Below are 17826 nucleotides of genomic sequence, written 5' to 3' on the forward strand. Positions count from 1 at the left end.
ATGTCGGAAATCTAATGCCTTGTAGCGCTTCTTTCGTGTCATGTCTGACGCGTGGCGCTGCGATGTCACCCTCAGGAATGCCTGATGAAGCTCAAGAAACTGTCCGCGCCGGTTCTACTGCTGCTGCCGGCCTTTGTCGTGCTGGCCGCGGTCATCGTGGTGCCGTTGCTCTTTTCGTTCTATTCGAGCTTCACGCCGTTCCGGCTGACCAAGCCCGAAACGCTCTGGATCTTCGTCGGTCTGCGCAACTACATCACCGTGTTGAGCAACTGGGATTTCTGGGTCGCCTTCGGCCGCACCGTCCTTCTTCTCACCGTCGCCCTCAACACGGAGATGCTGCTGGGCCTTGGCCTCGCGCTGCTCGTCAACAAGGCAACGCACGGCCAGCGGTTGCTGCGCACGATCATGATGTTCCCGATGATGTTCTCCCCTGTTCTCGTCGGCTTCCAGTTCAAGTTCATGTTCAACGACAATATCGGTTTCGTGAACAATGCGCTGCAGTCGCTCGGCCTGACGGACCGCGCCATCCCCTGGCTGATCGACGGCAATCTGGCGATGATCTCGATCATCATTGCCGAGGTCTGGTCGTCGACGGCGGTCTTTGCGATCCTCATTCTCGCCGGTCTTCTCGCCATGCCGAAGGATCCGGTCGAGGCGGCGCATGTGGATGGCTGCACGCCGTGGCAGACCTTCCGCTACGTCACCTGGCCCTATCTCATGCCGTTTGCCTTCATCGCCATGACGATCCGCTCGCTCGATGTCGCGCGCGCCTATGACATCGTCAAGATCATGACCGATGGTGGTCCGGCCAAGCGTACCGAACTCCTGTGGACCCTGATTGGCCGTACGGCCTATGCCGATGCCCGCATGGGCATGGCGAACGCCATGGCCTATGTCGCCATCCTGCTGTCGATTGTCTTCACCGTCTATTTCTTCCGCAAGCTCGCCGCCGCGCGCCAGCAGATCGGAGCCGAGTGGTAATGGATATCAATTCTTCACATCGTCTGCGCCGGCGTCTCCTGAAGACGGCGCATCTGATCGGGTTGTTTCTGGCGATGGCGGTGATCTGCCTGCCAGGCCTCTGGATCGTGCTGTCGTCGCTGCGCCCGACCGTCGAGATCATGGCGAAGCCGCCGGTCTGGATTCCGGAAAGCATCTCGCTCGACGCCTATCGCGCCATGTTCGCCGGCGCGGGGCAGGGCGGGGTTCCCGTCTGGGATTATTTCCGCAACTCACTGATCATCTCCGTCACCTCGACGGTGATTGCGCTCGCGATCGGCATGGCCGGCGGCTATGCCTTTGCCCGATATCGCTTCAAGGCGAAGTCGGCGATCTTCCTCGGCTTCATGCTGACGCGCGCCGTTCCGGGCATCGCGCTCTCGCTGCCGCTGTTCATGATCTATGCCCGCACCGGCATCATCGACACGCATTTCTCGCTGATTCTGACTTACGTTGCGCTGAACGTGCCTTTCACCATCTGGCTGATCGACGGCTTCTTCCGTCAAGTGCCGAAGGATCTGGCTGAAGCCGCCCAGATCGACGGCTGCACGCCCTGGCAGGCCTTCTGGCAGGTGGAATTTCCGCTGGCCGGCCCCGGCATCGCATCCGCCGGCATCTTCGCGTTCCTGACGTCCTGGAACGAATATGCTCTCGCCTCGCAGATCACCCGCTCGGTCAACTCGAAAACCCTGCCGGTCGGCCTGCTCGACTACACTGCCGAGTTCACGATCGACTGGCGCGGCATGTGCGCGCTCGCCGTGGTTATGATCGTCCCGGCGCTCACGCTCACCTTCATCATTCAAAAGCACCTCGTTTCGGGCCTGACCTTCGGCGCGGTGAAAGGATAAACTCATGGCTCCTGTCACCCTCAGGAAACTTGTCAAACGCTATGGCGCGCTCGAAGTCGTTCACGGCATCGATCTCGAGGTGAAGGACCGCGAGTTCATCGCCCTTGTCGGCCCGTCCGGCTGCGGCAAGTCGACGACGCTGCGCATGATCGCCGGTCTCGAAGACGTCAGCGGCGGCGCGATCGAAATCGGCGGCCGCGCGGTCAACGACCTGCCGCCGCGCGCCCGCAACATCTCGATGGTGTTCCAGTCCTATGCGCTCTATCCGCATATGACGGTTGCCGAGAACATGGGCTTCTCGCTGAAGATAGCGGGCCGCTCGGCCGAGGACATCAAGGCGCGCGTCGAAGAGGCAGCTGCGATCCTCGATCTCGGCCATCTCCTGGAGCGCCGGCCGTCGCAGCTCTCCGGTGGCCAACGCCAGCGCGTGGCCATGGGCCGCGCGATCGTGCGCCAGCCCGACGTCTTCCTGTTCGACGAGCCGCTGTCGAACCTCGACGCCAAGCTGCGCACCCAGGTGCGCACCGAAATCAAGAAACTGCATGCCCGCATGCAGGCGACGATGATCTATGTGACGCATGATCAGGTTGAGGCGATGACGCTCTCCGACCGCATCGTCATCATGCGCGACGGCCATATCGAGCAGGTCGGAACGCCGGAAGAAGTGTTTCAGAAGCCTTCGACGAAATTCGTTGCCGGCTTCATCGGCTCGCCGCCGATGAACATGGACGAGGCCATCGTCGACAATGGCCAACTGGTGTTTGCAAGCGGCGTCCGGCTGCCAGTGCCGCCACGGTTTGCCGGTGCTCTTCGTGCCGGTCAGAAGGTGACGTTCGGCCTGCGCCCTGACGATATCTACCCGACTGGCCACGGTCTTCACGCCGGCGATGCCTCGGCCGTGCACGAGGTCGATCTGCCCGTGACCATCACCGAGCCGCTCGGCAACGAGACGCTGGTGTTCATTCAGTTCAATGGCCGCGACTGGGTTTCGCGCATGCTCAATCCGCGTCCCTTACGTTCCGGTGAAAGCGTGCGCATGAGCTTCGATCTCTCCCGCGCCCATCTCTTCGACATCGACACAGGAAAGGCTCTGGAAGGCTGACATGGCAAGGATCGAGAAAATTGAACTGCGCATGGTCGATCTGCAGCCGAAGGTGAAGCGGACCGACGCGATCCAGAGCTTTGTCAGCCAGGAGACGCCGATCGTCACGATCACCGATTCCGATGGTGCGACGGGAACCGGCTACAGCTACACGATCGGCACCGGCGGATCCTCCGTCATGCGCTTGCTCTCCGACCACCTCGTTCCGATCCTGATCGGCGAGGATGCAGATTGCATCGAGGCCATCTGGCACAAGATGGAGTTTGCCACCCACGCCACCACCATCGGCCCGATCACGGCGCTGGCGCTTGCCGCTATCGACGTCGCGCTCTGGGACCTGCGTGCCAAAAAGCAGAACCTGCCGCTCTGGAAGCTTGCTGGCGGCGCCAAGGACAATTGCCCGCTCTACACCACCGAGGGCGGCTGGCTGCATATCGAGAAGGAAGCGCTCGTCGAAGACGCGCTTCAGGCGAAGGCCAAGGGCTTTTCCGGCTCCAAGGTCAAGATCGGCAAGCCACACGGATCTGAAGACTATGATCGCCTGTCGGCGATGCGCAAGGCGCTCGGCGACGGCTTCGAGATCATGACCGACTGCAACCAGGGTTTTACCGTCGACGAGGCGATCCGCCGGGCAGCACGGCTGAAGGAACTGGATCTCGCCTGGATCGAGGAGCCGCTGCCGGCCGATGATCTCGATGGCCATATCCGCCTGACGCGCTCGACCCCAACGCCTATTGCTGTCGGCGAATCCATGTATTCGATCCGCCATTTCCGCGAATACATGCAGAAGGGCGCCTGCTCGATCGTTCAGGTCGACGTTGCCCGTATCGGCGGCATTACGCCCTGGCTGAAAGTCGCGCATGCGGCGGAATCTTTCGACATTCCGGTCTGTCCGCACTTCCTGATGGAACTGCATGTCAGCCTCGTCTGTGCCGTGCCGAACGGCAAGTACGTCGAATACATTCCGCAGCTCGACGAACTGACCGAGAAGGGTATGGAGATCCGCAACGGCCGCGCCATCGCGCCGTCGGAAGCCGGGATCGGCATCGCCTGGGATTGGGATGCGGTGAAGGCGCGCTCGATCGACGAGTTCACCCGGGAATTTGCGAAGTAGGGGAGATCGCCATGGAACGGATGGGAATGGTGATCGGGCTTCAGCCTGAAAAGATCGCCGAGTACAAGGCACTGCATGCCGCCGTCTGGCCGGAGATCCTGGCGCTGATCTCCGAATGCAATGTCACGAATTACTCGATCTTCCTCAAGGAGCCGGAAAACCTGCTGTTCGGCTACTGGGAGTATGTCGGCGAGGATTTCGCAGCCGATATGGCGAAGATGGCCGCGCATCCGAAAAACCAGGAGTGGTGGTCGGTCTGCATGCCCTGCCAGAAGCCGCTCGAGACGCGCAAGGACGGTGAGTGGTGGGCGATGATGGACGAAGTTTTCCATCATGACTGAGCAATTCGATCCGAAAAGACTGCAACAATCCTGGCCGAAGCCTGAAAAGCCGCGTCCGATCGTCATTTTCGGCGCCGGCAGCATCGTCGGCGACGCCCATCTCCCCGCCTATCGCAAGGCCGGTTTTCCCGTCGCCGGCATCTTCGATCCGGATGCCGAAAAGGCGGAAAAGCTGGCAACCACCTGGGGCATTCCGGCATTTGCGACCGAGGTCGAAGCGCTGGCGATCCCCGGTGCAATCTTCGATCTGGCGACCCCGCCTGCAGCGCACGCGGCAATCCTGTCGAAGCTGCCGATCGGCGCTGGCGCCTTGATCCAGAAACCGATGGGCGGCGATCTCGCTGCCGCGACGGAGATCCTCAACATCTGCCGAGACCGGCAGTTGAAGGCGGCAGTCAATTTCCAGTTGCGCTTCGCGCCGATGATGCTGGCGCTGCGCGATGCGATTGCGAAGGGGTATCTCGGAAAGGTCGTCGATTTCGATGCATGGCTGGCGCTCGCTACGCCGTGGGGTCTATGGCCGTTCCTGAAAGGCCTGCCGCGTATCGAGATCGCGATGCACTCGATCCATTATCTCGACCTGATCCGCGGGCTGCTCGGCAATCCCCTGGGCGTGCATGCCAAGACGATCGGTCACCCCAATCACGATGTGGCGCAGACCCGAACGGCCGCCATTCTCGACTACGGCGACAGCGTGCGCTGCGTGATTTCGGTCAATCATGATCATGATTTCGGGCGCAAGTTCCAGGCCTGCGAGTTCCGCATTTCAGGCACCGAGGGAGCAGCCTATGTGAAGCTCGGCGTCAATCTCGATTATCCGCGCGGCGAGCCCGACGAACTCTGGATCCGCCCGGCCGGTGGCAGCGAATGGGTGGAAGTGCCGCTTCAGGGCGCCTGGTTCCCGGACGCTTTCGGCAATCGCATGGCCAACCTGCAGCGCTTCGTCAGCGGCGAGGATGCTGAGTTGATCGGCTCTGTCGACGACGCCTGGCAGACGATGGCGCTGGTCGAGGCGGCCTACCAATCGAGCGCGCGGCCCGCAACGCCAATCGCGCCACTTCCCGGACGGTGACGATGTCAGAACAGACGATCCATTTCGAAGACTATGAACTCGGCCATGTCAGGCTGACCACGGGACGGACGATCACCGAGACCGACATTGTCGTGCATGCCGGACACACCGGCGATTTCTTCCCGCACCACATGGATGCGGAGTTCGCAAAGACCCTGCCCGGCGGGCAGCGGATCGCCCATGGCACCATGATCTTTTCGATCGGCGTCGGCTTGACCGCGTCGCTGATCAATCCGGTCGCCTTTTCTTATGGCTACGATCGGTTACGGTTCGTGCGTCCGGTTCATATCGGCGACACCATCCGCACCCGCGTGACGATCTCCGCCAAGGAGGACGATCCCAAGCGGCCGAAGGCGGGGCGTGTGGTCGAACGGTGCGAAGTTATCAACCAGCGTGGCGAGGTCGTTCTTGCTGCCGACCATATCCTGGTCGTCGAACGCAAAGCATGAGGGGTCAACAATGACAACGGGTCTTTCCGGTAAGGTCGTCCTTATCACTGCCGCTGCCCAGGGCATCGGCCGCGCCACCGCGCTTGCCTTTGCCAAGGCGGGTGCGAAGGTGCATGCCACCGATATCAACGTCGAAGCACTCGCGGCACTGGCCGCAGAAGCCGCTGTCGAGACCCATCGGCTCGACGTGCTCGATGCCGGCGCCGTCGAGGCGCTGGTTGCCAAGATCGGCCAGGTCGACGTGCTGTTCAATTGCGCCGGTTTCGTGCATGCCGGCTCTATCCTCGACATGAAGGATAGCGATCTCGAATTCGCCTTCGACCTCAACGTCAAGGCGATGATCCGCACCATTCGCGCCGTGCTGCCGGGCATGCTTTCGCGCAAGGACGGCTCGATCATCAACATGGCTTCCGTCGCCTCGAGCATCAAGGGCGTGCCGAACCGCTTTGCCTATGGCGTGACCAAGGCGGCCGTCATCGGGCTCACGAAATCCGTCGCCGCCGACTATGTCGCTGACGGCATCCGCTGCAACGCGATTTGCCCCGGTACGGTCGAAAGCCCGTCGCTGCAGGATCGCATGCGGGCGCAGGGCGATTACGACACGGCAAGGGCTGCCTTCATCGCCCGTCAGCCGATGGGCCGGATCGGCACGCCGGAAGAGATCGCCGATCTCGCGCTCTACCTTGCGGGCGCCACCTATACCTCCGGGCAGGCCTATGCCATCGATGGCGGCTGGACCATCTGAGCACTCATATCAGGGATAGAACATCATGAAACTTCTTCGTTATGGCGCACCGGGACAGGAAAAGCCTGGCATCCTCGACGCCGGCGGCACGCTGCGCGATCTCTCGGGTCATGTTGCCGATTTCTCGGGCGCAGCTCTGGACCCCGCCAAGCTGGCGGAACTTGCCAAGCTCGACCTTGCCAGCCTCCCGGCCGTCGTCGGCAGTCCGCGCCTTGGCCCCTGCGTCAGCGGCACCGGCAAGTTCATCTGCATCGGCCTCAACTATTCCGACCATGCCGCCGAAACCGGCGCGACCGTTCCGTCCGAGCCGATCATCTTCATGAAGGCGACGTCGGCCATCGTCGGCCCGAATGACGATCTGGTCATTCCGCGCGGCTCGGAGAAGACCGACTGGGAAGTCGAGCTCGGCATCGTTATCGGCCGCAAGGCGAAATATGTCAGCGAAGCCGAAGCGCTTGATTATGTTGCCGGCTATTGCACGATCCATGATGTGTCCGAGCGTGCGTTCCAGATCGAGCGCCAGGGACAATGGACCAAGGGCAAGTCCTGCGACACGTTTGGTCCGACCGGCCCGTGGCTGGTGACGAAGGACGAAATTCCGGATCCGCAGAACTTGCCGATGTGGCTGAAGGTCAACGGCGAGACGATGCAGAACGGCTCGTCCAAGACCATGGTCTATGGCGTTGCCTATCTCGTGTCCTACCTGTCGCAGTTCATGTCGCTGCAGCCGGGCGACATCATTTCCACCGGCACGCCGCCCGGCGTCGGCATGGGCATGAAGCCGCCGCGCTACCTCAAGGCCGGCGACGTCGTGGAACTCGGCATCGAAGGCCTCGGCACCCAGAAGCAGTCCGTGCGCGCGGACGACTGATTACATATTGGAGCAAACATGACCCGCATTACCGATCTGCGCGTCTTCGATCTGCGTTTTCCCACATCGCAGAGCCTTGACGGTTCCGATGCCATGAACCCGGATCCCGATTATTCCGCGGCCTATGTCATCCTCGACACCGATCAGCCCGGATTGGCGGGCCATGGCCTGACGTTCACGATCGGGCGGGGCAACGACATCTGCTGCATGGCGATCAAGGCCATGCAGCATCTCGTCGTCGGCAAGGACACCTCGGAGATACTCGCCAATCCCGGCCGGTTCTGGCGACACCTGACCAGCGACAGCCAACTGCGCTGGATCGGCCCGGAGAAGGGCGCCATCCATCTCGCGACCGGCGCCATCGTCAACGCGATCTGGGATCTGCTTGCGAAGGAAGCCGGAAAGCCGGTCTGGCAACTGGTTGCCGACATGTCTCCGGAAGAGATCGCCGACATCGTCGACTACCGCTACATGACGGATGTGCTGACCCGCGACGAAGCAGTCGCTATCCTCAAGCGTGCCGAGGCCGGCAAGGCGGAGCGGATCGCGACGCTGAAGAGCGAAGGTTACGCCTGCTATACGACATCGGCCGGTTGGCTCGGCTATGACGACGACAAGCTGCGCCGGCTGGCGCAGGAGGCGATCGATCAAGGCTTCAACCACGTCAAGATGAAGGTCGGCCGCGATCTTGCCGACGATATCCGGCGCCTGACCATCGCGCGGGAAGTGATCGGCCCAGACCGCTATTTGATGATCGATGCCAATCAGGTGTGGGAGGTCGGCGAGGCGATCGACTGGGTCAATCAACTCGCCTTTGCCAAGCCGTTCTTCATTGAGGAGCCGACGAGCCCCGACGACGTCGCCGGCCATCGCAAGATCCGCGAGGCCATCGGGCCCGTGAAGGTCGCGACCGGCGAAATGTGTCAGAACCGCATCATGTTCAAACAGTTCATTGCCGAGGGCGCGATCGACGTCGTGCAGATCGATTCCTGCCGCATGGGTGGCCTCAACGAGGTACTCGCCGTGCTGCTGGTGGCGGCAAAGTACGAGCTTCCGGTGTGGCCGCACGCCGGCGGTGTCGGGCTTTGCGAATATGTCCAGCACCTGTCGATGATCGACTACATCGCCGTGTCGGGCACGAAGGAGGGGCGGGTGATCGAGTATGTCGACCACCTGCACGAACACTTCCTCGATCCCTGCGACATTCGCAATGCTGCCTACATGCCGCCTTTACGCCCCGGTTTTTCCATCGAGATGAAACCGCAATCCATCGAGGATTACACCTTCCAGGGCTAGCCTCCCGCAAAAGCGGTATTCATATATAAGTTGAAAATTCAGACTGATGTTTGAAGCCGTCGCGGATTTCCGCGGCGGCTTTCTTCATTTGGGCACCTGCCTTGCGCCATGCCGGGCCGAGGAGGTGACGACATCGAGACATTCCGCTTGACGCTCGCGACTCATTCGTAAATAACTTATTCATTCGCTTATGAATGAATTCCGGAGGGGAGTCCGGATGAGGAGGATCCAATGAAAAAGTTCGTGCTCGCGGCTGCCATGGCCGCTCTGTCCTATTGCGGTAGCGCCAATGCGCAGGAATACAGCCTGCGGTTTTCGACCTCGCAGGTGAATCCCAACGAGCCGATCGTCAAGGCGATGAAGACGTTCTCCGAGCGGGTCGAGAAGCGCTCCGAGGGGCGCATTGCCATCACCGTGATGACCGGCGACCAGCTCGGCGCGCAGAAGAAGGTCAACGAGATGGTGATGAGCGGCGCCAGCCTGCTCAGTGCCACCGACTATGGCCAGCTCGGCCAGTTCGTGCCCGATATGTCGATCCTCGCTGGCCCCTACGTCTATCCGAGCCTCGAGGCCACAGACCGGCTGTTTGCCTCGGATCTCTACAAGGAGTTGTCCGGCAAGCTCGAGGCGCAGGGCATCAAGATCATCATGCCGAACGGCCTCTTCGGCTATCGCCACATCATCTCCAACAAGCCCGTCCGCAATCCGGCCGATCTGGCCGGCGTGACCATCCGCGTCCCGTCGTCCCCGATCATGATGGCGACGTTCGGCAGTTACGGCGCGCGCCCGACGGAATTGCCCTGGGGCGACGTCTACAATGCGCTGCAGACCGGCGTGGTCGATGCCGCCGAAGGCCCATTCGGCTCGATTGCCGGCGCGAAGCTGAACGAGACCCGCAAGGTGGTGTCGAAGACCGGGCACCAGATCATGTTCACCGCCTGGGTCGCATCCAGCCAGTTCTTCAACAGCCTGCCGGAAGATCTACAGAAGATCCTGCTTGAAGAAGGTCAGACGATCGCCAAAGAATTGACGGCGATGACCCTCGAAACTGATGATGCCTATGCCAAGCAGTTGGCCGATTCCGGCGTCGAGATCGTCACCGACGTCGATGTGCCTGCCTTCGTCGAGGCATCGCGTGTGGCCTATGACAAGGTCCCGAACATCACGCCGGGGATCTACGATCGCGTCCAGAAGGCGATGGTCGAGTAAGGCGGGCAACTCGCCCTCTGCTGCCAGTCTGGCGTCGACGCGAACGCCGATACTTCATCGGCAGTTAATCTCACAGACCATGTGAGACCGGCACCACCAGCCGAAAATGGGTGGCGCGCGACGCCACCCGCACCCCTCTCTTCAAATGACCGAGGCCTCAATGGAAACCTCACATCCACAGGAAGAGACCGTTCCTCTTCTCAGCCTTCGCCGCGCCGACGAGGCGATCGGCGTTGTCGCCCTTATCGTCATCGTCTTCTCCATCCTCTGGGGCGTCGTCAGCCGCTACATCTTCCCGCAGCCGGCCGCCTGGACCTATGAGCTGGCGATCATGGCGTTTGCCTATCTCGTCTTCTTCGGCGCGGTTGCCGGCGTGCGCCTGGGCACGCATGCGGCAATCGACGTGCTGGTCACGGCCTTGCCGGACACCTGGCAGAAGGCGATTGCCTGGTTCAACTACCTGCTGCTTGCCGTGTTCTTCCTGGTGATGGCGGCGTTGTTTGCCTGGCAGGCCTGGACGTCCCGTCAGGTTCACACCATTGCACTCGACCTGTCGCGCAGCCTCTCCTATGGCCCGCTCGCCTTGGCATCCGCGGGCATGTTCATCCAGCACCTGATCGTCGAGAGGCCGTGGACCGGCCGCGTGCACCGCAACGTGGAATCGCTGATATGACCTTCTTTCATCTTGCAGGACCTTCCCTGCTCGTCGTCGTGCTCTTCCTGTTGTCGACCCCGATCACATGGGCGATGGCGATCGGTGCATTGGCCTTCTTCCTCATCAACATGGATATGATCCCGCTCGCCAATTTCGCCCAGGAAATGGCCGAAGGCAGCCAGTCCGTGTCACTGCTGGCTCTGCCGCTGTTTGTGCTCGCCGGCTGCATCATGAACGCCTCGGGCATCACCCGCCGGCTGCTCAATCTCGCCGACGTGCTTGTCGGCCACATGACCGGGGCGCTTGCCCAGATGTGCACGGTTCTCGGCACGCTGCTTGGCGGCCTGACGGCGTCGGCCAATGCCGATGCGGCGATGCTGGCCAAAACGCTCGGCGTCGAGATGTCGGAGAGGGGATACAGCCGTGCTTTCGCTGCGGTCATCACCTCTTCGGCCGCCATCATCACCAGCCTGATCCCGCCGTCGATCGGCCTGATCGTCTATGGCTTCCTCGCCGAAACCTCGATCGGTCGGCTGTTTGCCGCCGGCGTCGTGCCTGGCCTCGTGCTTGCCGGCGGTCTGATGATCACCACCTACTTCATTGCCAAGAAGCGTGGTTACAAGCCATTGCGCAAGGAGCGGGCCACGCGCGCCGAAGCGATGAAGGCGCTGGTCGACGGCCTCTGGGCGCTGTCCATCCCGGTGGTCATCTTCGTCGGTACCCGCTACGGCCTGTTCACCACTACGGAAGCCGGTGCGGTCGTCGTCGTCTATGTGCTGTTCGTTGCCGTCTTCGGCTATCGCGAGTTCACCATCCGGCAGATCCCGGAAGTGCTCGCCGAATCGGTACGCGATTCCGCTGTGGTCATGATCATGATCTGTGCTGCGGCCGCCTTCGGGTTCTATCTCGCCTGGGAGCAGGTTCCGCAGGCGATGTCCGGCTGGCTTGGTGCTGCGACGGACAATCCGCTGCTGATGCTGTTGTTGATCAACCTGCTGCTGATCGTCATCGGCACGGCGATCGAGGGCTCGGCGGCGCTGATCATCCTGACGCCGATGCTGATCCCGATCATCGATGGCGTCGGCATCGACCGCGTGCATTTCGGTGTCGTCTTCATCACCAACCTGACGATTGCCGGCATCACGCCGCCGGTCGGTGGCCTGATGTACATTTCGTCGATGGTGCTGAAGGTTCCGATGATGGCCTATGCGCGGGAGGTGCTGCCCTATCTCGGCATGATGATGGTGCTGCTCGTGCTGCTCAGCATGTTCCCGCAGATTTCGCTTTGGCTCCCGAACCTCGTCTACGGGACGACGGCGGTTCAATAGGCAATTGCCGGCCGCGGCTTGAAACCGCGGCCGGCAAGGACAAGCTCGTTATGCCGCCTGCGGCACCAGGGTTGACGGTACGCGCTTGGCAATGGTCAGCACCAGAAGTGCGGCCACGATGCACAGCGTTCCGGCAGCGATCAGCGCCGGTGTATAGGTTTCAAGCGAAGTGCGGCTGGCCCCCGCGAGGAACGCGGCACTCGCAGCGCCGAGTTGGTGTCCGGTAAACACCCAGCCGAAAACCAGGGCCGCCCGTTCTGCACCGAAGCGTTCCGCCGAAAGTTTCACCGTTGGCGGTACGGTTGCGACCCAGTCGAGGCCATAGAAGATCGCGAATATCGAGAGCGTGTAGAAATTGAAGCCGCTGAACGGCAGAAACAACAGCGACAGACCGCGAAGAGCGTAGAACCAGAAGAGCAGCCAGCGATTGTCGTAACGGTCGGAAAGCCAGCCGGAGAAAACCGTGCCGACGAGGTCGAAGACGCCGATCAGGGCCAGCAAACCGGCCGCGCTGACGGCGGCGATACCGACGTCGCCGCAGATAGACACCCAATGCATCTGGATCAGGCCATTGGTGCTGAAGCCGCAGACGAAGAAGGTGGCAAACAGCACCCAGAAGGTGTTGGTCCGGGCGGCATCGCGCAGCGCCTTCAACGGCGAAAGCAACAGGGCTCCGAAACTCTGCTTTTGTGCCGGGGCGGGGACAATTGCGCGGCCGCCGTAGGGTGCGAGACCGACGTCCGCGGGCCGATCCTGCATGAAAAGCAGCACAAGGATGAAGGCGAAGGTGAGAACCGCGATGACGACCGTCAGCGCCGTGCGCCAGCCAATCGCCTCGGTGAGAGAGGCAAGCAGCGGCAGGAATACCAATTGCCCCGTGGCATTGCTGGCGGTCATCAGGCCGATGACGAGGCCACGCCGCTTGTCGAACCAGCAGGTGGCAATGGTGGCGCCGAGCACCAGGGCGGTCATGCCCGTGCCGACGCCCAGAACCACACCCCAAAGGGCGACCATCTGCCACAACTCAGTCATGAAGAACGATGCGACTATGCCGCTGACGATCAGAATGAGCGCCGAGGAGACGACCTTTCTCACGCCGAAGTGGTTCATGAAAGCGGCTGCGAACGGCCCGAGCAGGCCGAAAAGAACGAGGCGGATGGCAAGCGCAAACGAGATCTCGGCATTCGACCAGCCGAATTCGGTTTCAAGCGGCTTGATCAGGACGCCGGCGGACCCCATCGCGCCGGCGGTCGCCAGCATGACAAGGAACGTGACGACCGCAACAGCCCAGCCATAATGGATTTCGCGTCTGGCGAGATAGCGCGCAAGCACCGGTCCGAACATCGGCCATTTCCTTCCGTGGATCGATTGTGTTGATTGTGTCAGAGAGCCTGCAGCAAGGCCGTCAGTTGCGCGGAAGCTTCATTGCCGAGCTTGGCCTCTATTTCCGTCTGAACGCCGTCCCAGAGTGGGGCGCCGTCTGTAAGCACCTGCCGCCCCTTGTCGGACAGTTGGACAGCCGATTCGCGTTGATCCTGACCGTTCGTCATCGCGACCAGCTCCATCTTTTCCAGAACCTTGACGTTTCGACTGACCGTCGAACGGTCGAGCTCTGTCCGGTGTCCCAGATCCGTCAGCGAAATGGGCTCCGCCCGCTGGATATTTCGGAGCAGGCTGAACTGCGCCAGATTGACGCCAATGGGCGCGAGCGCTTCGTCATAGAGCGACGTTACTCGCCTGGAAGCCTTGCGCAGGAGGATGCAATAACAATGTGCCATAATGCGTGTATATACACGTTAAGCATCGACGTCAAGATCGGCACGTGGGGCAGGGGAAATCACGCCGACAGCGTTTCCGCAATCAAAGCAGCCGAGCAATAGTCAGCCGCTTGGTCTGTCAAGGATTGTACCGTCCAGCAGGGTGTGGCTAATCCCTTGCGGGGGAGAGCCTCGCCCATCGAGCCTGGCCGAAGGCGAGGCCGGGCGTGAGGCTATCAGAAAACCGATCGGAGCTGGACGTGAGAGCTGCCTTGAAACGGAAAATCATAGAGATCTGCGATCGGAAGATCGCGCAAAAGGGACCTGGCGTCGGTGTCTCGTTCTATCCGTTCTTTGCAAACAGGAACGATGACCCGGAGCTTCTGATGGAGGCGGCCGAATGGTGGATCAGGACCCATAAGCTCGACCATTTCGAGAAGGCGACGAAGATCCGTGCGTTGGTTGCCTCACCGGGTGACGAGGCATAACACCCATAAACGCGAAGCCGAGGGCGCGCTTTCGAGCACCCACGGTTCGTTGATTGTCAGTGGAAGGCATCGGCTGCCCTTGCGGGCAGCCTTCTGGCGTAGCGCGCCCGAAGATTACTCGGCGGGAACGGGCTCCCCGCGGGTCTTGACCAGGCTCCAGATCACGCCGCTCGCGATGATGGCGAAGGTGATGCCGAGCGACAGGGCGGCCGGGAATTTCTCAAGGCCAATGAGATCGGCAACAAAGACCTTCGAGCCGATGAAGATCAGGACCACAGCAAGCGCCGGTTTCAGGTATCGGAAGCGGTGGATCATCGCAGCCAGTGCGAAATAGAGCGCACGCAGGCCGAGGATAGCGAAGATGTTCGAGGTGTAGACGAGGAACGGGTCGGTGGTGATAGCGAAGATCGCAGGCACCGAGTCGACGGCGAAGATCACGTCAGCGACTTCGATCAGCACCAGCGCCATGAACAGGGGCGTGATGAACCAGACCAGCTTGCCGGTCTTCGGGTCGGCCTGCTTGACGAAGAAGTGCTCGCCATGGTGGCCTTCCGTCACGTTGAAGCGGTTGCGCATGAAACGCACCAGCGCATTGTTAGAAATGTCCGGGTCGGCCTCCTTCATGAACAGCATCTTCAGGCCGGTCACGACAAGGAAAGCAGCGAAGATATAGAGCAGCCACGAGAATTCAGCGACAAGCGTCGCGCCCACACCGATCATGATGGCGCGCAGGACGATGACGCCGAGGATGCCCCAGAAAAGCACCCGGTGCTGATAGAGCCGGGGTACGGCAAAGAATGAGAAGATCAGGGCGATGACGAAGACGTTGTCGAGTGCCAGCGTCTTTTCGACGACGAAGCCGGTCATGTAGGCAAGGCCGGCATCTGCGCCCAGATACCACCAGACCCAGCCGCCGAAGGCGAGGCCGAGCGAAATGTAGAGAGCCGAGAGCTTGATGCTCTCGCCGACTTCGATTTCCTTGTTTTCCTTATGCAGGACACCAAGATCAAAGGAGAGGATGGCGATGACCAGCGTGATGAAGCTGAGCCACATCCAGATTGGCTTGCTCAGCCATTCGATAAACAGAAAGGAAGTATCCACGGAATAAAGCTCCGCCGGCGCAAATGTCGGATAAGGTCCGACATCGCAAGAGCGCCGGAAGCTCTCGCCAGAGGGGCCCGGACCAGCGGGTTGTTCGCTAGGTGGGAGCGCGCGGGCCGCACTTCAAGTGTCGCGCAGAATTTTTTTAAGTGTCGGCGTTGCCAATCATTTCAGCGGCTTCCGGTGCTTTGTCGCAATTCGGCGCTGCGCGAACGGCTCCCACAGCAATCTTTGAACTTGATACCGGAACCGCAAGGACAAAGGTCGCTGCTGCGTCGCTGCAATCGACCGATCAGGGGCAGCATGATTGCCGATGGCAGCCACGCGGCTGCAAAGGCAGCCAGCTTGGCGGAGATGCCGGGGATGATCAGGCGTCGCCCCGCCTTGAAACCGCGCCAGGCCCGCTCGGCAACGTAATCCGCATCGACCCTTGGCAACACCTTGAAAAGCGTTACGCGATCCGCGCCGGAGCGACGGAGGAATTCTGTCGCAACCGGTCCGGGAGCAACGCATGTCACCGTGACGCCGGTGCGGCGCAACTCCTGGTGAAGAGCGAAGGAGAATGACCGCACGTAACTCTTGCTGGCGTAATAGAGCGCCATGCCCGGTCCGGGCATGAAACCGGCAATGGATCCAAGGTTAAGCACACCGCCACGGCCGCGCGCCACCATTGCCGGCAGGAAATGAAGCGACAAGTCGGTGAGGGCACGTATGTTGAGGTCAATGATCCCCAGCTGCTCGGGGATGGGGAGTGTCGTTGCGCCCCCGCGCAAACCGTAGCCGGCGCTGTTGACGAGCACATCGCATGACAGTTTGTTTGCGCTCAGGAAGCCCGCCAGGCGCACGGAAGCATCGGCCGAGAAGAGATCGAGTTCGAGGGTGAAGGCTTCGCCTCCGGCCTCGCGAATTTCGCTCGCCGCTGCCGCCAGATCGTCAAGGGAGCGTGCGACCAGAACGATCGGGGCCCCGTCGCGCGCAGCGACTTTGGCAATCGCCCTGCCAATACCGCGTGAGGCTCCAACGACCACGATTGCCAGACGGGTTTCATCCAGTGCCTTCATGTGGTCTTCCATCAGAGTGCCGCCGCAGGAACCGCTGCGCCGTGCTCTTGGCTCGACACCTCGTCAGCGACCTCACCGTTGAGGATCGCTTCGAAGCGCTCGAGCGCGCGAGCCACATTGGCGCCGTCCATGACCCGGTGGTCGTAGTGGATGCGCACTGTCACTGTGCCGTCCTGCGCGATGCGACCGTAGTTGAATAGGGTCGTGAGGGGCGTCAGCGGATTGAGTGATTCTGCCCCGAGACCGGAATAGACCGATAGCTGGAACGTGCCGAAATAATGCGCCCGCCGTGACCCAATATTGAGCCCAAGCCACATGAGCAGCCAGCGGATTGGTCCCGGTGCGCGCGCGATTTTCAGGGCCCGTCGGAATTCCTTAATTTCTGTCACCGGTCGCGACCGCGCGTCGTCGATCGATGCGGCAAGTTCAGGGATGGCCCGGCGTTCCGGACATTTGATCTTGCTCAGCAGGACCACCCGCTCCCCCTCGTACTCGCGCTCATGGGCGATGGAGGCAACGCTTTCCGGATATTCGTAGAGCTGGGGCCAGGGAAGCTTTACGTAGGCACGCCGGAGCTCCGGTGTCTCCCGGCATAGAAGCGCATATCCCTTCAGGAACAGGACGGTCCAGGACGGCTTGTTTGACTGCGACAATCTGGCCTTTTGCAGCGGGTCGAGGTTCATCTGCCGCTGCACGGTAACGCGCGGAATCCCGATCGAAAACCGCATCAGGTCGCAGACAAGGCGCCTTGGCACCGAAAGCTTGATGGCTCGGCCTCGCATGATATCGCCTTTAGTAAAGGTAGGGGACGATGCGCTTGGTCCGCTGCATGTAGTCACGGTACTGAATACCGAAAATCTCCAGCATCATACGCTCCTCCTTGTCGACCCTCAGAAAGAAAAGTACGGCGAACCCGAGCAGTCCCGCCAGCCCTGCCACCCAGTTGGGCAACAACAAGGCCTGGCCGACACCCATCAACATGAAGGACGTATACATCGGGTGGCGAACGAATGCGTAGGGGCCACCGGAGATCAATTCGTGCTTGTCGCGGATCTCCAACGTGATGGACCAGTTGCGGCCGAGTTCCTTATGAGTCCTGCGAAAGACCCAAAGGGCGGAGAAGAAAACGACCGTCCCGACGACCACGGACCACGCACTGGCGGAACGGTCGGTTGCCTGTGGAAAGCCGGTGGCGACATACATGGCGGGAACGATTGCGAGGCCGATCAGTCCTGATGCGAGCCCAAACATGTCGACGGGCGAGCGGCGGTTGCTGACGACGTTAACGCGTTTTGCGCGGCGTTCGAATGGTACGCGAATAAAGTACCATGCGATGATGCCGATCACCCACACGATCTTGCCCAGGGTGGCCATCGATACGATCACTTCA

General features: G+C 61.2%; 20 protein-coding genes. 14 read left to right on the forward strand and 6 right to left on the reverse strand.

Going from position 1 to position 17826, the window contains the following annotated elements:
* Window positions 1–84 precede the first annotated feature (84 nt).
* From LPJGGPFB_RS21805 to LPJGGPFB_RS21865, 13 genes are all read left to right on the forward strand, one after another.
* Window positions 85–981: a carbohydrate ABC transporter permease gene (locus tag LPJGGPFB_RS21805; RefSeq protein ID WP_077504776.1), complete on the forward strand. Its 897-nt coding sequence runs from the start codon at window positions 85–87 to the stop codon at window positions 979–981.
* Window positions 981–1847 (forward strand): carbohydrate ABC transporter permease, encoded by an 867-nt coding sequence (locus tag LPJGGPFB_RS21810; protein WP_025428739.1) that lies wholly within the window; start codon window positions 981–983, stop codon window positions 1845–1847. The genes LPJGGPFB_RS21805 and LPJGGPFB_RS21810 overlap by 1 nt, the downstream gene beginning before the upstream one ends.
* A 4-nt stretch (window positions 1848–1851) precedes the next feature.
* On the forward strand, window positions 1852–2949 hold the full coding sequence (locus LPJGGPFB_RS21815) for an ABC transporter ATP-binding protein (RefSeq protein ID WP_173421988.1): 1098 nt from the start codon (window positions 1852–1854) through the stop codon (window positions 2947–2949).
* Between the two features lies 1 nt (window position 2950).
* Complete coding sequence (locus LPJGGPFB_RS21820; RefSeq protein WP_173421989.1) at window positions 2951–4063, forward strand: mandelate racemase/muconate lactonizing enzyme family protein; 1113 nt, start codon at window positions 2951–2953, stop codon at window positions 4061–4063.
* A gap of 11 nt (window positions 4064–4074) precedes the next feature.
* Window positions 4075–4404: an L-rhamnose mutarotase gene (locus LPJGGPFB_RS21825; RefSeq protein ID WP_173421990.1), complete on the forward strand. Its 330-nt coding sequence runs from the start codon at window positions 4075–4077 to the stop codon at window positions 4402–4404.
* Entirely contained in the window at window positions 4397–5476 is a 1080-nt protein-coding gene (locus tag LPJGGPFB_RS21830) for a Gfo/Idh/MocA family protein (RefSeq protein WP_173421991.1), read from the forward strand. The genes LPJGGPFB_RS21825 and LPJGGPFB_RS21830 overlap by 8 nt, the downstream gene beginning before the upstream one ends.
* Before the next feature lie 2 nt (window positions 5477–5478).
* Window positions 5479–5925 carry a MaoC/PaaZ C-terminal domain-containing protein gene (locus LPJGGPFB_RS21835; RefSeq protein WP_173421992.1) on the forward strand — a complete coding sequence of 149 codons (447 nt, stop codon included), beginning with the start codon at window positions 5479–5481 and terminating at the stop codon, window positions 5923–5925.
* A 10-nt stretch (window positions 5926–5935) separates the two neighbouring features.
* On the forward strand, window positions 5936–6670 hold the full coding sequence (locus LPJGGPFB_RS21840; protein ID WP_173421993.1) for an SDR family oxidoreductase: 735 nt from the start codon (window positions 5936–5938) through the stop codon (window positions 6668–6670).
* 25 nt (window positions 6671–6695) lie between these two features.
* Window positions 6696–7541: a fumarylacetoacetate hydrolase family protein gene (locus tag LPJGGPFB_RS21845; RefSeq protein WP_173421994.1), complete on the forward strand. Its 846-nt coding sequence runs from the start codon at window positions 6696–6698 to the stop codon at window positions 7539–7541.
* Between the two features lie 18 nt (window positions 7542–7559).
* Window positions 7560–8837: an L-fuconate dehydratase gene (locus LPJGGPFB_RS21850; protein ID WP_173421995.1), complete on the forward strand. Its 1278-nt coding sequence runs from the start codon at window positions 7560–7562 to the stop codon at window positions 8835–8837.
* Window positions 8838–9068: 231 nt separating this feature from the next.
* A complete protein-coding gene (locus LPJGGPFB_RS21855; protein ID WP_173421996.1) occupies window positions 9069–10046 on the forward strand; it encodes a C4-dicarboxylate TRAP transporter substrate-binding protein in 978 nt (325 codons plus the stop codon).
* A 160-nt stretch (window positions 10047–10206) separates the two neighbouring features.
* The gene (locus LPJGGPFB_RS21860) at window positions 10207–10719 is read left to right on the forward strand and encodes a TRAP transporter small permease (protein ID WP_173421997.1); all 513 of its coding nucleotides are present in this window, start codon (window positions 10207–10209) and stop codon (window positions 10717–10719) included.
* The gene (locus tag LPJGGPFB_RS21865) at window positions 10716–12029 is read left to right on the forward strand and encodes a TRAP transporter large permease (protein WP_173421998.1); all 1314 of its coding nucleotides are present in this window, start codon (window positions 10716–10718) and stop codon (window positions 12027–12029) included. The genes LPJGGPFB_RS21860 and LPJGGPFB_RS21865 overlap by 4 nt, the downstream gene beginning before the upstream one ends.
* 48 nt (window positions 12030–12077) lie before the next feature.
* Here LPJGGPFB_RS21865 and LPJGGPFB_RS21870 read toward each other — a convergent pair whose 3' ends face one another.
* Window positions 12078–13373: an MFS transporter gene (locus LPJGGPFB_RS21870; protein WP_173421999.1), complete on the reverse strand. Its 1296-nt coding sequence runs from the start codon at window positions 13371–13373 to the stop codon at window positions 12078–12080.
* A gap of 38 nt (window positions 13374–13411) precedes the next feature.
* Complete coding sequence (locus LPJGGPFB_RS21875; RefSeq protein WP_173422000.1) at window positions 13412–13807, reverse strand: MarR family winged helix-turn-helix transcriptional regulator; 396 nt, start codon at window positions 13805–13807, stop codon at window positions 13412–13414.
* Between the two features lie 239 nt (window positions 13808–14046).
* Here LPJGGPFB_RS21875 and LPJGGPFB_RS21880 point away from each other — a divergent pair, with 239 nt between their 5' ends.
* On the forward strand, window positions 14047–14274 hold the full coding sequence (locus LPJGGPFB_RS21880) for a DUF6500 family protein (RefSeq protein WP_173422001.1): 228 nt from the start codon (window positions 14047–14049) through the stop codon (window positions 14272–14274).
* Window positions 14275–14388: 114 nt separating this feature from the next.
* On the opposite strand, the gene LPJGGPFB_RS21885 is transcribed toward LPJGGPFB_RS21880, so the two are convergent.
* The 4 genes from LPJGGPFB_RS21885 to LPJGGPFB_RS21900 all read right to left on the reverse strand — a co-directional run bounded on the left by LPJGGPFB_RS21885 (window position 14389) and on the right by LPJGGPFB_RS21900 (window position 17810).
* Window positions 14389–15375, reverse strand: a complete 987-nt coding sequence (locus LPJGGPFB_RS21885) for a TerC/Alx family metal homeostasis membrane protein (RefSeq protein ID WP_173422002.1) — start codon at window positions 15373–15375, stop codon at window positions 14389–14391.
* A gap of 170 nt (window positions 15376–15545) precedes the next feature.
* The gene (locus LPJGGPFB_RS21890; RefSeq protein ID WP_173422003.1) at window positions 15546–16436 is read right to left on the reverse strand and encodes an SDR family NAD(P)-dependent oxidoreductase; all 891 of its coding nucleotides are present in this window, start codon (window positions 16434–16436) and stop codon (window positions 15546–15548) included.
* Window positions 16437–16447: 11 nt separating this feature from the next.
* Window positions 16448–17218, reverse strand: a complete 771-nt coding sequence (locus LPJGGPFB_RS21895) for a hypothetical protein (RefSeq protein WP_173422004.1) — start codon at window positions 17216–17218, stop codon at window positions 16448–16450.
* A gap of 10 nt (window positions 17219–17228) precedes the next feature.
* Window positions 17229–17810, reverse strand: coding sequence for a protein-S-isoprenylcysteine O-methyltransferase (locus LPJGGPFB_RS21900; protein WP_173422276.1), 582 nt, complete (start codon window positions 17808–17810; stop codon window positions 17229–17231).
* Window positions 17811–17826 lie beyond the last annotated feature (16 nt).

This window comes from Ensifer adhaerens (assembly GCF_013283195.1).
In the GTDB taxonomy this organism is placed as follows: domain Bacteria; phylum Pseudomonadota; class Alphaproteobacteria; order Rhizobiales; family Rhizobiaceae; genus Ensifer; species Ensifer adhaerens_G.